At 45.7% G+C, this 14035-nt stretch carries 14 protein-coding genes and 1 pseudogene; 6 read left to right on the top strand and 9 right to left on the bottom strand.

Annotated elements, in window-relative coordinates; all coding sequences use genetic code 11:
* Positions 1 to 101: 101 nt before the first annotated feature.
* The 3 genes from RKD52_RS18895 (at position 102) to map (ending at position 2368) form a co-directional block, all read left to right on the top strand.
* Positions 102 to 539: a hypothetical protein gene (locus tag RKD52_RS18895; protein WP_369735791.1), complete on the top strand. Its 438-nt coding sequence runs from the start codon at positions 102 to 104 to the stop codon at positions 537 to 539.
* A 485-nt stretch (positions 540 to 1024) separates the two neighbouring features.
* Positions 1025 to 1528, top strand: a complete 504-nt coding sequence (locus tag RKD52_RS18890; RefSeq protein ID WP_454100916.1) for an AAA family ATPase — start codon at positions 1025 to 1027, stop codon at positions 1526 to 1528.
* Positions 1529 to 1627: 99 nt separating this feature from the next.
* Positions 1628 to 2368, top strand: a complete 741-nt coding sequence (gene map / locus RKD52_RS18885) for a type I methionyl aminopeptidase (RefSeq protein WP_454100915.1) — start codon at positions 1628 to 1630, stop codon at positions 2366 to 2368.
* Between the two features lie 153 nt (positions 2369 to 2521).
* Here map and RKD52_RS18880 read toward each other — a convergent pair whose 3' ends face one another.
* Positions 2522 to 3019 carry a DinB family protein gene (locus tag RKD52_RS18880; RefSeq protein WP_454100914.1) on the bottom strand — a complete coding sequence of 166 codons (498 nt, stop codon included), beginning with the start codon at positions 3017 to 3019 and terminating at the stop codon, positions 2522 to 2524.
* A gap of 510 nt (positions 3020 to 3529) precedes the next feature.
* On the opposite strand from RKD52_RS18880, the pseudogene RKD52_RS18875 reads away from it, so the two are divergent.
* A pseudogene (locus RKD52_RS18875) lies at positions 3530 to 3640 on the top strand (tRNA-dihydrouridine synthase); the annotation flags it as partial.
* Positions 3641 to 3677: 37 nt separating this feature from the next.
* Here RKD52_RS18875 and RKD52_RS18870 read toward each other — a convergent pair.
* The 5 genes from RKD52_RS18870 to RKD52_RS18850 all read right to left on the bottom strand — a co-directional run bounded on the left by RKD52_RS18870 (position 3678) and on the right by RKD52_RS18850 (position 8260).
* Positions 3678 to 4337, bottom strand: a complete 660-nt coding sequence (locus RKD52_RS18870) for a hypothetical protein (protein ID WP_454100913.1) — start codon at positions 4335 to 4337, stop codon at positions 3678 to 3680.
* Positions 4338 to 4360: 23 nt separating this feature from the next.
* Entirely contained in the window at positions 4361 to 5212 is an 852-nt protein-coding gene (locus RKD52_RS18865; RefSeq protein WP_454100912.1) for a DUF4097 family beta strand repeat-containing protein, read from the bottom strand.
* A gap of 50 nt (positions 5213 to 5262) precedes the next feature.
* Positions 5263 to 6297 (bottom strand): DUF418 domain-containing protein, encoded by a 1035-nt coding sequence (locus tag RKD52_RS18860; protein ID WP_454100911.1) that lies wholly within the window; start codon positions 6295 to 6297, stop codon positions 5263 to 5265.
* Positions 6298 to 6346: 49 nt separating this feature from the next.
* Positions 6347 to 7063: a CPBP family intramembrane glutamic endopeptidase gene (locus RKD52_RS18855; protein WP_454100910.1), complete on the bottom strand. Its 717-nt coding sequence runs from the start codon at positions 7061 to 7063 to the stop codon at positions 6347 to 6349.
* A gap of 243 nt (positions 7064 to 7306) precedes the next feature.
* Entirely contained in the window at positions 7307 to 8260 is a 954-nt protein-coding gene (locus RKD52_RS18850) for a CPBP family intramembrane glutamic endopeptidase (RefSeq protein ID WP_454100909.1), read from the bottom strand.
* Positions 8261 to 8497: 237 nt separating this feature from the next.
* Here RKD52_RS18850 and RKD52_RS18845 point away from each other — a divergent pair, with 237 nt between their 5' ends.
* The gene (locus tag RKD52_RS18845; protein WP_454100908.1) at positions 8498 to 9208 is read left to right on the top strand and encodes a response regulator transcription factor; all 711 of its coding nucleotides are present in this window, start codon (positions 8498 to 8500) and stop codon (positions 9206 to 9208) included.
* Positions 9205 to 10947, top strand: coding sequence for a sensor histidine kinase (locus RKD52_RS18840; protein WP_454100907.1), 1743 nt, complete (start codon positions 9205 to 9207; stop codon positions 10945 to 10947). Before RKD52_RS18845 ends, RKD52_RS18840 begins: the two co-directional genes overlap by 4 nt.
* Positions 10948 to 11119: 172 nt before the next feature.
* Here RKD52_RS18840 and RKD52_RS18835 read toward each other — a convergent pair whose 3' ends face one another.
* The 3 genes from RKD52_RS18835 to RKD52_RS18825 form a co-directional block, all read right to left on the bottom strand.
* On the bottom strand, positions 11120 to 11785 hold the full coding sequence (locus RKD52_RS18835; protein WP_454100906.1) for a DUF3885 domain-containing protein: 666 nt from the start codon (positions 11783 to 11785) through the stop codon (positions 11120 to 11122).
* A 143-nt stretch (positions 11786 to 11928) separates the two neighbouring features.
* Entirely contained in the window at positions 11929 to 12906 is a 978-nt protein-coding gene (locus tag RKD52_RS18830; protein WP_454100905.1) for an AAA family ATPase, read from the bottom strand.
* Positions 12848 to 13975, bottom strand: a complete 1128-nt coding sequence (locus RKD52_RS18825) for an RNA ligase (RefSeq protein ID WP_454100904.1) — start codon at positions 13973 to 13975, stop codon at positions 12848 to 12850. The genes RKD52_RS18830 and RKD52_RS18825 overlap by 59 nt, the downstream gene beginning before the upstream one ends.
* Between the last annotated feature and the right edge of the window lie 60 nt (positions 13976 to 14035).

The following is a 14035-nucleotide window of genomic DNA, read 5'->3' as shown; positions in this document are numbered from 1 at the left end:
TTCGAGACTATGGTGTTTTCTCAAATTTGTTGCCAAAACGATTTATGTTATATAAAGGAATCTTTATAATTTGTAAAACCATTTATTTGAAGGAGGAAAATATGAAAGAAACTCAGTTCTCAATCGAAATAAATGCCTCTAAAGAAAGTGTCTGGACAACTCTTTGGGGAGATATTACATTACGTGACTGGACAAATATAATTGATGAAGGCACATATATGAAAGGAGTATTGAAAGAAGGAAATGAAATCCAGTTTATATCATCTGTAAATGGTTACGGTGTGACAAGTCTGATAGAGAAACTTACATCAAATGAATTTGTTTTATTCAGGCACGGTGCAGACACAAAAGAAAGTGGACAGCAGGAGCGCGAAAAAGAGTGGACTGGTGGAAAAGAGAGTTATTCTCTTACCGAAAAAAATGGAGTTACTACATTAATAGTTAAAATAGATATTCCACAGGAACAAGAAGAAACATTTAACATCAGGTTTCCCAAAGCTCTTGAGCGTATAAAAACTCTAGCGGAAAAAATGCAGTAAGAATCTAATGCCAATTAATGAAATTCCCCCTGACCTAAAGCGATCCCCTTGCAAGATAAAATAAATTGCATATTAATTTGCTTGTCTTACAGAAGACCTTGGATCAAGTCTCGCATCCCATGATATTTTTCAGGGGGAAGGGCTGGAGGCTATTCCGAGATTTTACTAGGAACAGGCATCACTTGTGGATGAATGGCTGAACCTCGTGTGATATTCAGATTGCCTTTCATAACAGAGTTGCGGCAGATGCGGCTAATTCTAATTTGGCCGCCCAGACATGGAGTTTCTTGAACATGAACTTGCTAATGGCTGCAGACGGTCCAAGGAAATGGTTGCAGATCAGCAATCGGCCCTTACCGGAATAGTAAGTACCCTTGTAGATTTGCATCCTTTTAATTCCAATCCCTTTGAAACGTAGATGGACAAGGCTGAGTAAGAAGAACGATCAACGATAAAACCAATTATTAATAAAGGCGGGATAGCAATTGAACCAACCAGGAACCCTATACTTCTTCTGCGGAAAAATGGGCGCTGGAAAATCTACGGAGTCAAAACGATTGGCGTTAGATAAACGTGCGGTATTGCTGTCAGAGGATGAATGGCTATCATCTCTTTATCCCAATCAGATTGAATCATTTGAGGATTACAAACGATTTTCCCTTCAGCTAAAGCCACTGGTGAAAAAGCACGTCCAAAACATATTATGTGTCGGTACAGATGTAGTTATGGACTTTCCGGCCAACACACAAAAGCTGCGCAAATGGTTATTAGAGATGGCTGAAGAGCTTCATGCAGACCATCAGATGATTTATCTCAACCTGAGTGATGAACAGTGCTTGCGCCAAATTGCTAAAAGACGTAAGGAACAACCTGAACGAGCGGTTTTTGATACGGAAGCGGTGTTTCATCATGTCACAAGTTTCTTCGAGAAGCCAGATGCATCTGAGGGTTTACATGTCATAGAGTTTAGTGGAGGATCTAAAGAGTAGATTGTCCGGCAGACTGATCCCGAAGCATATTCCGGGTATTTTCGATGAAACAATGGAATAATGACTCCTATAGAAGAAAAAGAAAAAGAGGTAGAAAAAATGATTGCTAAGACAGAAGAAGATTTCAGCGGTTTGAAGGAAATCGGAAAGATTATCGCGTCCATTCGGGATGAACTGGTTCAAAAAACGGTTCCCGGCATTACGACGAAAGAGCTTGATGATTTGGCCGGGGAGCTTTTTGAAAAAGCAGGGGCCGTTTCAGCACCAAAAGGCGAGTATGATTTTCCCGGGTTTACGTGCATTAGTGTGAACGAAGAGGTGGCACACGGGATTCCGGGCGACCGGGTGATCAAGGAAGGCGACCTAGTCAATATCGATGTGTCTGCTTCCAAGAACGGTTATTTCGCTGATACGGGGATCTCATTTGTTGTGGGAAAAGGCGAAGAAGTCTTAACGAAATTATGTGAAGCTGCGAAGAAAGCTTTTGAAGCGGGCCTTGAGAAAGCAAAGCCTGGTTCCAAGAAAAGCAGAATCGGTAAAGCGGTATTCGAAACAGCGCGGCAGCATGGGTTCACCGTTATCAAAAACCTTACCGGTCACGGGATCGGTCGTAAAATCCACGAAGCCCCTGACCATATTTTAAATTATAATGACCCGTGGGATGATGAAATCCTGAAGGAAGGAATGGTCATCGCCTTCGAACCGTTTATCTCCACCTCTGAAGAAGAAGTGTTCCAACTGGATGACGGCTGGACCTTTGCTACGGAAAAGAGCTATGTCGCCCAAGTGGAACATACGATTATCCTGACGAAAAACGGGCCGATTATTTTAACCCTTTAATGCTGGATAGAAACAAATTTTAGGAAAAGGTAACCCATATGATGCCCAGCTCCGTTCCACCGATGGAGTGCGCGACAATTTGTTTTAAAACAAGAAGCAGGAACCCGTTAACAGGTTCCTGCTTCTTTTCAATTACATTAAAACTGGAGCCCACTAAGACCAATCAACCCCGCCCCAAGAAGATTGTAACTTCCGAAGCAAAACAATTTGTCCAATATGATAAGAATCATGCATCATAATACTGCTGATTAAGCGCTCAATGGAGGACCTGTTCGCTGCATACGGGGCTTTTAGCTTTTCGTCATCCAGTTCCGCGATGACGGTTTTGAATTGAATCATGACTTCATCAAGGCGCTGTAATGTTTGGGCCCAGCCATTTTCGTCTTCCGGATCCCCGGGATTTGCAAAGGTTTCTTCATTATCCTTTATTTTATGCGAGTTTTTTGTGCCCTTGATTCGATGAATGACGTCATCATTCCAATAAATCAAATGGTTGACAATCTGCCATATCGAATTGCTCTTTCCCGAACCTGTCCATGATGCCTCAGGCGCGGTTACTCCATCAAGCGCCTGCTCCAAGGATGCAAACCAGTCATTCTCGCGCCAATGCATGTCCAGCTGATCTGAAAAAAGGTTGGTTACTGTTTGCATACATCCAGTCTCCTCACTGATTAGTTTAATCTTTCAAAATAAGAAACAGTTGAAAATCCCGTGAACATTGATTCAGGGTAAAAAATTCTTCATCCTACTATTCGGCTCATCCAGCTTGTATTCCTGCATCATGACGCCCCACGATGATTCTGCTGGTGGCTGCTATGCTTTTATGCATCTCTAACTAATGCTTCAAAAAAATTGAAATAATGATAAGTTGCAAGAATAATATCAATAAACCTTGATTGGCTTTTGCCTCTCAAGGTTTAATTATTGATGATAAGCCTGAATACAAATTTGCATCTAGAAATGATAGATAACAGGTAATGTGAAATACGTTTAAGGCTTTTTTTAATGTGGGTGGATATATAATAGTACAAGATCTAATTGATAGGTTTTTCAGGAAAGAAGCGGTATTTAAATAACGTATGAAAAAGTCGGAAATCATAGGGAAAGAGGAGTTCCAGCGCCTGTATATGTGAAGTGATTGTGGATTGAGTATAAGCCAGTTTTCGTCATGTGGTGAGTGCGGCGGGGCGGCCGGATGTGTTTTTCACAGAGCTTACAGATTCGGATAGCTATTGTCATCCGGATGGCATTGAGAGTGTAAGAGGGCGTTTGAAGCAAGAAAATATAAATTGAATCACACGGGCTGCTACTAAAAGTTCCCGTCTAGCAATGCATTCCAACGCAGTCGCGTTGCGCGCTCCACGCTCCCTGCTGCGGCGCAGAAGCCGAGTCCAATGTTGATCCACGCCGGCAGAGTAATGGGTGAGTTAAAGGTCCCGAAACGCTGAGCGATCTGGGGTACCTGGGTGACCGCATCGATGATCTGAGGGATGGCTAAAACCATCGGAACAATGAGCATGATCAGCGAAATGAAACTGATCCAGCGGCTCAAAGCGGGGTGTTCGCGATCGAGACGGGCACGCCGTCCTTCAGCGGAACTTTCATCCGGAATAAGCTGGTGCACCGTTCCTTCGTTGGTTACGAAATGGCAGCGTTTGAGGCCAAAGACCGTGGACGCTACCTCGATCGTTCCTCCAGCCACGGAGAAGGCGGCAGGGAGCTTAGACTCGGCGTAATGTTTGCCATCGAGGTATAGGTGGGCCGTTCCTTTATCGTCATCTGCAGAGAAAAACTTCTGCCAATACGGGACGTCAACTGCGAACACTGCTTGCCGGCCAGCATCGTTTGTCAATGTGAGGTAAAACAGTGCACGGGAGAGCTGCTGCCACCAGCGGAAATCCTTTAGCGGACGCCCGTTACCGGCCTTGACCCGCCGCGCTGCTTTACGTCTGCGTATCTCTTTGAACATTTCCTCAACTCCCTTTTGTATATTTAATTTGGGGAAACCCTGCCAATCCGAATATCACCCGAAACGGTCTTTACCTTGATAACATCTGTCGTCTTTTTAGGGGATTCGGGCGCTGTGATGTTTCCGGAAGTGGTCTTCAAGTCATAAAATCCTATGAACTCCGGATCGGGTGACAAAGTCACATCTCCGCTGCGAACGGAGATATCCAGGCTATCCGAACGTTGCCCCGTCACAGTAACGTTGCCGGCTGTGGACTGGACCGCCAGAGCGCCCTTCAGCCCATCCACCTTGATTTCGCCTGAGTGCAGCTGGATTTCTGCATCCCCCTGGATTTGCTCCGCCGTAATACCCCCGGATTTTGAGGTTAAACTCAACCGCCCGGCGCTGATAGCTTCCGCGCGCAGTTTGCCGGAAGAAACGGACAAGTCGATATTCTCCGCTTTCAAACCGGTAAAGCTGGTGTTGCCAAAGTCCGCTTTATAGCTGATTTGCTGCAGTCTGGTTTCGTCCGCCAACGCTACAATAACCTTCGTCTTAATAGACTTATAGGTAGGTGCTGCTAATTTCACATCCTTTTGCAGTGGGAGTTCCAGCGTATTCCCTGTGATCTCTGTCTCTTTCAACTGATCGATTGTGTTTTGCTGCATATTTCCACTGACTTCCACATAGTTGGTGTCATCGGGGCTTTCGATGAACTCCATGTTCACGTCATATTCGCTCTCGATGGTGAGCGCACTCAGCTCGTCCTGTGTAAACTCCCATTTTTGCTCGTGTGAGGACAACTTGTCGACATACTTAAGCGGCTTGCAAGCCGTTCCGGCGAAGCTCAAGACGATCAGCGCAATTCCTGGGAAATACCACTTTTTATTGCGCAAGAATAACTCTCTCCTTTCAAAGTTTCTTAATTTGAATTTTTTGCATCTGTTTATCTTCGTATTGAAAGCCAGCTTCCATACGTTCCGCATCTCCAAAGCCATTCTAATGGGCCATATTTAAAATACTTAAGCCAATACGAAGAAGCTATGATCTGCACGTTTACTACAACGAGACACGTTATCGCTGAAGTCGTGTATGAAACTGCCGTATTAACTGGAATAAACATCGCAATGATAATCAGGATAACCGATTGACCAATGTAATTGGTAAACGCCATTCGCCCGAATGCATTTAATGGGGATAACATTTTCCGAAAATGAGGTTCAAGCAAAACAAGAAAACTGACGTAAAAAACAGAGAAAAACGGAGCAAATGCTAAGGACAATTCTGTAAAGGCATAAAAGGCAACATTGGAGTCGATTTGTGCGTCGGATAACTCAAGCCCAGTCATACGGTTAGCCGATCCATTGTCAGGTGCTTCTTGCCAAAGAAAAACAGCTACAATACATGTTGCAGCAAGTGAAAGAATAGCAGCCATCGTCCACATTTTTCGATTTTTTATATAATGTTCAAATACACGATATTGCCCGAATGCCAGACCCAATATAAAAAAGGGGAAAATGGCAAGCAGTTTATTTTCAAGATAACTTGCTAGAATAATTCCTGCTATACCTAAGATTAGGTTCATCTGTTTTGGAGCCTTATCAAGAAAAAAAACAGGAAGCCCCATAATTGCATAGATTAGCAAGGTTTCGCCATCGTATATTAGGTGGTGCAAGACTCCTGCTGCAAGTAAAACCAGCATACGCCGAATAAAAAGGGCAGATGGATGGTCACTTTTCTCTTTCGCCCTGGATAAGAAAATCCAAAGTCCCAATCCGAACAAAAAGGAAAATATAGCGTAAAAGCGTCCTTCAACAAACAAATACAAGAAACGCTGAACCAAAATATCCTGTTGCGTTCCTGATAAATTGACGTTTGTTCTCCAAAGAGCAAGCACATTAACAAAAGGAAGACCCATTAAGGCAAACCCTCGAATTAAATCAATAACATCCATTCGTTCCTTACTTATTGTTGGTTCCATTATGACTTACCCCTTTTTTATCATTTCTGCAACGATAGGAGCCCAGTCTTTAAAGAGAACTAGCCACAACTGCAGTCAGGATTGTTATCGATCCATTGTAGGTTGCATGGACGATAACCCCGGGCCACACTGAGCCCGTCCGGTAAAACAAATAACCAGTGGCCAAACCCGTCGCGAAAGCAGCCAGCCATACTTCATTCAAACCGTGAACCACAGCAAAAATAAGAGCACTGCCAATAATGCTGATCCATGGACCATACTTTTTCAGGGCATTGGTTAAAACGGCGCGGAAAGCAAATTCTTCACCAAGCGGTGTCAATACAGCAATCATCAGAAATTGAAAGATGAATGCAAGAGTGCCTCCGCTCGCTGCAGATTCATAAGACACCTGGGTGTTATTGCCGCTGACTCCGATATAAAACATAACCAGGGCGACAATACGAGTGAATAGTAAGACACCAATCCCGAAGCCGATGCCAGCCAGCAGCCATCGTACAGATGTCCCTCGGATGCCGAAAGCTTCTCTGGAGCGAATACGCAATACATAAGCTGCAAGGAAAGCACCTAATCCGGCTAGACCTGATAATGCAGCAAAACTGATCCCGCTTATGACCGAAGCATCCTCCGTGGTCATATTAATGATTTGTGCGATTCCGATCACAAGTACAACATATGCGAGGCCCATTATTCCGATTTCAGGCCAGCCAGGCTCCTTCCTTTTCCTTACAGTTTTTCCGGATATATTTAACGGATTGGAAGTTAACATAGACGGTCACCCCTTTATGGAGAATGTTTGATTGCTGCTTTCCTATAAACCATTGCGTGTTAAGCCTTTTATTCTTTCATACGGATTGATTTTAGAGGCATGAATCATCGCACTAGCATTTCATGAATTAAACGCAACACTCTCCGGGAAAGTTGCATTCTATTAAACGTAAAGGCTGTTACTCTTAAAAATACCTGCTCCATACCTAGTATGCGGATTGTAATATGCGTACACTTTACGTATTTATTTCATATCATTTGTCAATCCCGACTGCTTGGCAACGCCCGCCCGCCGTTCGCGCATCCAGACAAATGCGACCATGGCGACGTTGACGGAGGCAAGGATGAGCAGGGACGCATCTCCCGTTTCAGTGGATCGGTCCAAGGTGTATACTTTGCCGTCAGCCATGAGCGAGTTGACGGTCGACATCATGACGTTGTTGGCGACGTGAAACGCGATCGACGCCTCGATGCCGCGGCTGATGATGGCAATCAGCGCTGTAGAGGCGCCGACAACGAAGAAGTACCCAAACAGCCAAGGATCGGTCGAACCGTGCATCACCGTGAAGTGAAGGCTGGATACCAGGAGGCCGACGACCAAGGCAGGGAGGACTGGACGCACCCAGGACGCAGCGGCCGGCATGACGGCGCTTCGATACATCAGCTCTTCCCCTGCGGACTGTATCGGGGTGAACAAGAAGGTGACTACAAGCATCGCCATCGTTGTGCCAGTAAAACCGAAGGCCGTCCATCCCGGTGCTTCGGGTGCGACGAGCGCAATCACACCGATCCCGAAGCCTACAAGCAGCGCCGCACTGATCAGGTACTGCACGAAGCGCTGTCTGTCGAATGCCCGCGGTGAGCTGAGCAGGCTGCGCCAAGGCACTTTGGCCATCCAGACGAGAAGCAAGACCGCCAGTACACCTGTGACGCCTATGCTCAAGCTGTCTGATAGAAACCTCAACGGTGTATAGGCAGGTGACAGCGGTTCATCGCTGCCCTCAATGAGGCCAACCGCCAGGCGGAACAAGACCTGCACGACAACCAGCGCCACCGATGGCACAACGATGATTGCGAGTGGCTTCCACCAGCTCATAAGGATGTGGGCACCGAACGGTCTGGTGCTGTCTGCGGCCGGCTGGGCATTCTTCAAAGCGGCACCTTCGTTTTTCATTTCATCGCTTTTTTCTTTTGACATCGTATTTATCCTCCAATTTATTATTTTTAAATTCATACCCTAGAAACTCTCACTTGTGATGGGTAGCAAACCAATCTTCGGCTGCTGCATCCTTTTTGGAAGATTCTCTTTTACTCAGTATAAGCCGCCTTTATTTCCCTTGAAGAAACAGAAGTTTACTTTCTGATAAACTTTTCCGAGAGTTGTTAATATTCTGGTAATGTTTATGTGCTACGATATTCACCGAGGTGGATAAAAGTGGAGAATACAGAAATTTTATTAGTGGATGATGAAAAATCAATCGTTAAATTAATGGAAACGGTTCTTAGAAAAGAAGGATTCAGCCATATACACAAAGCTTATACTGCAGAAGATGCGCTTGAGTGTGTTTCCCGGCACCCTATTGATATCGTGGTGCTTGATGTTACGCTTCCCGGACAGAGCGGTTTCAATATTTGCCCGAAAATCAGGGAAATCTCCAACGCTTATATTCTTTTTTTAACAGCACGCGTCTCCGACCTTGATGTGCTGACAGGGTTTGCGATCGGCGGGGACGATTATATTACCAAGCCCTTTAACCCGCTTGAAATCGCGGCGAGGATTAAGGCAAGGCTCCGGCGGAACCAAGCTCATGCGCCTTCCTTAAAAGAGACTGGAAGGAAGCATGATTTCGGGCGCTTTATCCTGGATGAAGAAGCAGGGGAACTGATCGTCGAGGGCAAGGCCGTGCAGACGCCTGCCCAGGTATTTCTCCTGCTGCAGTATCTGTGCCAGCACCCGAATACCGTCATTTCTAAGACGAAGATGCTTGAAGCTGTATGGGGATTTGACAGCTTTGTGGATGACAACACCGTTACAGTACATATTCGAAGGATCCGGGAAAGAATCGAGATAGACCCGAGCCAGCCTGAACTGCTCGTGACCGTGCGCGGGCTGGGCTACAAGCTGGTCAAGGAGAAAAAGGGTTGAGGTCGCTCAGGCGGAGACTGGCTCTTCACTTCTCCCTTCAGTTCATTTCCATCATGGTGTTTGTTGGGATTATTTCTTTGGTGCTTCTATTTGTGCTTCTGATGCATGTAAACAGAGAAGAAATGAAGCAAAACTTCCCTGAAGGCGCCCTTGAAAACATTGCGATTGAAACGCAGATCGAGGAAAATAAGGCCACCATCAGCGATGTGTGGAAACACCAGCTTGAAGAACGGAATCTCTGGGTGCAGGTTGTTGATATGGAAGGAGACGTCATCGGATCAGAAAATACACCTGAATTCCTGCCTGGCTCATACTCAGTCAGCGAGATTCTCCAGATTGAAAAAACGAACCAATATGAAGGCTTCTACGTCTACTCCCAAGTCGATACCACCTTTGAAAAGCCGTATTTTTATATGCTTGGATATGAAAATAATGAGCAGGAAAGCCTCCAGCACTTGTTTTCACTGTATTCAAGCAATGGCAGGATTTCTGGTGAAAACCTTAAGCAGCTGGAAAGGGAATTAGAGAAAATGGAAGGCTCGATCCAGGTGATAAACCAGGAAGGGAAAGTTGTCCAGTCAACCGGCTCTGAAAAGATGAAGGAAGACTACAAGCCGCTGGATGTGCTTGTCAGGACAACTTCACCAGGAAAATTCGAAACCCATACAGCCATTTTCATGGATCCGAAATCTGGTCTTACTTGGATTCTGCATACACCCAAGCAAGGTGCAGAGCCAGTGACCTTCTCCATTCTTACCGAAATTGTTAGGCTCATTATTATCCTCGGAGTGGTTCTGCTCACATTAACGTTAGGCATTTCCTTTTGGCAGGGATTCAGGTACAGCCAGCCCCTCCTTCTCTTCACCAGCTGGCTGGAAAGGATGGGATACGGGAATTACGGGGAAGTACTGACAGAAAAAGAGCGCAAAAAAGTCTTCAAAAAAAATGGGAAGGTGCGCCTGAAGTATAAGCTCTTTAAAGAAGTGATCGGGGCCTTCTACGAAATGGCCGAAAAGCTTTCTGCCGCAGACAAGGAAAGAGACCGGCTGGAAAAAACGCGTGAAGAGTGGATGACCGGCATATCCCACGACCTCAGGACACCCCTTTCAACAATCCAGGGCTATGCCCATTTGCTTGAAAGCGGACAGTACCGCTGGACAGAAGAAGAGCTTCAGGACATGGGACAGATGATCAGGGAAAAAGGAGATTATATGACGGCCTTAACTGAGGATTTCTCCCTTGCCTTCCAGCTCGAAAACCAGTCGCTCCCCCATCAGCTGAAGCCTGCTGAACTGAATGAACTAGTAAGGGACATCCTTCTTAAATTTGCCAACGACCGCACCCTTGAAGATGTTCCCTTTCATTTTAAAAGCACAGATTCAAACCTTTACATCCATGCAGATCGGCGCTGGTTTGAGCGGATGCTCGATAACCTGATCTATAACGGCATCAAGCATAATCCAAAGGGAACGAGCATTACCGCTTCAGTCAGCAGACAGGGGGAGTCCGCCGTTGTCACCATCTCTGACGACGGTGCGGGAATGGACGAAGAAACGGTCCAGCACCTCTTTGACCGCTACTTTCGCGGCACAAGCACAGATGAGCAGACAGAAGGCGCCGGCCTGGGAATGAGCATCGCCCGCGCAATCGCAGAGCTCCATGGCGGCAGCATTCATGTCTCTTCTGTAAAACATAGGGGCACTGTTTTCCGGCTTGAATTTCCTTTGGAAGGGGAGTAGGAGAAAGACTTAAATGTTCGTCAAAGTCAGCCCTCTTTCATCATAAATCTCTTCATCTGCTTTCAATACAATACTCCGGTTCTCACCCAGATAATCGGGATTATTGTTCGCAAAAACCACTAATGTTTATAAAAAACCTTGATTGGCAAAGCCTTTCAAGGTTTTTTATAAATTAGATTGCAGAATTAATCCCCAACACCCCATCAATCTCCTCCCGGTCATAATCCAGTATCCACTCTTTAAGCCCGTGATAGAGCGGGAGCAAATCTTCTTTTCTCGATGCAATGACGTCACAGCCCCGGTCATCGTAGAGATGGTAAATCGTATTCCTGGTGGTATTTATAAAAAAAATATTGATCCCCATTTTGGGGAAGCCCTTCAGGATGGTGGATGGGTGCCGGAAGTCTTCGTAGCTGATGGCAGACAGCAGTGCGCTGTACCGAATGTCGCTTTTTTTGCAGGGAAGAATGAAACGGTGTGTGACCATTTCTTCATCTGAGAAGGCGCTGGGCAGTGTTTTATGCTGCAGGTTTTGCAGCAACGCTTTTGTTTTTATGTATTTTTGGTACACGTTTGCCGGTCTTTTTTGAAGGGACCGGTCGTGCCTTCCGCAGTGAATGTCGGTTATTAAAAGCACGTCATCTCCAACTTGAAACACTTTATTGAATATGCCTGTGCTTCGTTCTTCGATTTGGCGAAGGTTGCGTTTGTCCTCATGTTTCATCCAGGGTATAGCAATTTCAAAGCGTATGCCGTATGGAGACGAATAGAAGAGGGGTGGCTCAAGTTTTAGGCTGTTAAAGTGTTCGTGCAAAAAATGAGATAGATCGTCTTTCATGGTTCCTCCAGGTTGATACGGATGATGTTTAAAAGTTGAAAACAGCAGGTCGCCCAGGTTGCCGGTACGGACATGCGGTTTTTGACCATTTGGAAGCACGAGATGGCTGGAAACCATCCCTGTGCTTAATACTTTGAGACTCTTTACTTGGCGCCCATATCTGCTTCATGAAGGATGAGCAGTTTAGTGAAGGCGTCTTCACCGATCAGCTGCTCGACTTCCTTCATTTTCTTTTCCGAGGCCTTCATTGGGATCATGTGCATTTGGATAAGGTCACTTGTTACCTGTATGAAGGGTTTGTCGTAGCCGAGAGCCGTGAGCCAGTAGACAGCCAGCTGGGAGGACACGTATTCATGTCCAAGGAAGCTGGCGTATTTCGTCGGTTCCCCCTTGTAGTTGATAAATGACTTGCAGAAATCTTTTCCCGCATCATGAAACAAAGCGGCCCACAGCAATGGGAGCTTGTCTGTGCCCTGGTGATTCTCCAGAATGGTCTTCCACACGTGGTATGTGTGCCTGCTTATGGAAAAGCTGTGGTAGGAAGAATCATGCGGCACATTGTAGATGGAATGAAAGTCAGGTATATAGGAAGCAAGCTGTGTAAAAAGCAGATCATGGTCCGTTTCGGATGTAATGAGTTTCTCCGTAGCTTGTCTGGCGTCTGAGATGCTCTTTTCGCCTGAGACGATGATGACATCATCCCAGCCCTCAAATGTTAAAGGTATTTGCATGGACTTGTACATTCGGTCAATGACCTGCTTTGAAACCTTGCGCTCGCGACCCGCGTTGCGTGTTGTTACGGTGTCATAATGTTCATTCACATAGTAGGCAAATTTCTTTTCGCATTTGATGACATGGCTGATCAGGTGTTTCCGGCGTTTGCGGTTCGTATTGGTGGCGTCATAAATGGCAGTTCCACCATTAGCAAGGTGAAGGTTGATTCGTTTATGCATCTCTTCAAAAATGTCATCGTTCCGGCTTTGATCATGCACATTGCCAAGCAGTTCTTCTCTGAGCAGGTCGGAGGAGAAGACAGCTGCATCGATTTCTTTTGCGAGCTTTTCAGCATAGGTGGATTTGCCGCTTCCGGGTAACCCGATCAGCATATGAAAGGATGGCATTACTCAATCTCTCTCCTTTATAGCTGAGGTAATTTTTGTAGATGTGTTCCTTGACGGTTTGCTCCGTCAATTTCCCGTCTGCCTGTTTGTATACTAAGTATTTCAGCTCGCGGGGGACATACTGGTTCACATAGATGGCAAATGATTTCCTGTCGGATGAATTTCCGCTTGCACTTGAATAGTGATGGGCAATGCTTGTTGTCAATTCCATGAGCTGACGATCCAGGATAGCTTTAAAGCCCTCGATTTCATTTCGGAATTCTTCAGGCATCTTCAAGATTAGTTCTTCTATTTTTCCAAGTGCCCAGTATTCGGTTTTTAATTTATCTGAAAGGCCGTACGCAATTTTGTGTATGTCCAGGTAGCTGTTTCCCTTGATTTTCAGCCTCATGCCGTTGGACCATCTGAGGACCCAGCCTTCACTGTTATGGTCCATGGTGTCTTTTAATTTGATGGCTTCTTCAACCGTCAGCTTGATTTGCTCTGTGACCTGCATTCCGAGAGCTGCTCCGAGTTCCTGCAGCTCGGCATAGCTGTAGTCATGGCCTGTGAACCTGTTGACGGCCCCAATGATAATTAAATCGGTCATGCCGCCATAATCGACAACCACCCTCGTAGCAGGATGGATAATTTCCACCAGCAGTGTCACTTCAGGCGGAACCTGGACATGGGAGTAGGTTTGATCCCAGATCATTTGAGCAGCCTTCGCCTGATCGGATTCAAAAGACCCCCGTGTAGACCAGTAGATTTGATCATTGATTCTGTAGCAAATGCCTAACGAACCGTCATGCTTGACCGTAAATTCCGGCGTTTCAGAAAAAGGGATGCCGGACTCTAATTCCGTCATCTCTCCATAGTTGAAAAATTTCGGAAACGGTCTTGCCAGCACTTCGCCTGTTGACTCATCAATGATCAGCCCTCTGCAATGAATGGTGACATCATTCCAGCGTTTTTCGTATGTAGCATGATCCGTATAGTTGAGGATCACGATATGCGGATGCTCCGGATGAAGTCTTCTATTGATAAACCTGCCTTCAACCTCAGGCATGTATTGTTCCTTTGTAAACACGGTCATCTCTCCTTTTCCTTATTTTACTATATATGAGAGTGAATCTGGTTTTCTTTTTAA

The sequence above is a fragment of the Metabacillus sp. SLBN-84 genome (genome assembly GCF_053629595.1).
The sequence above is the reverse complement of the archived record's forward strand: the minus strand, read 5'-3'. Positions and strand labels throughout refer to the sequence as shown.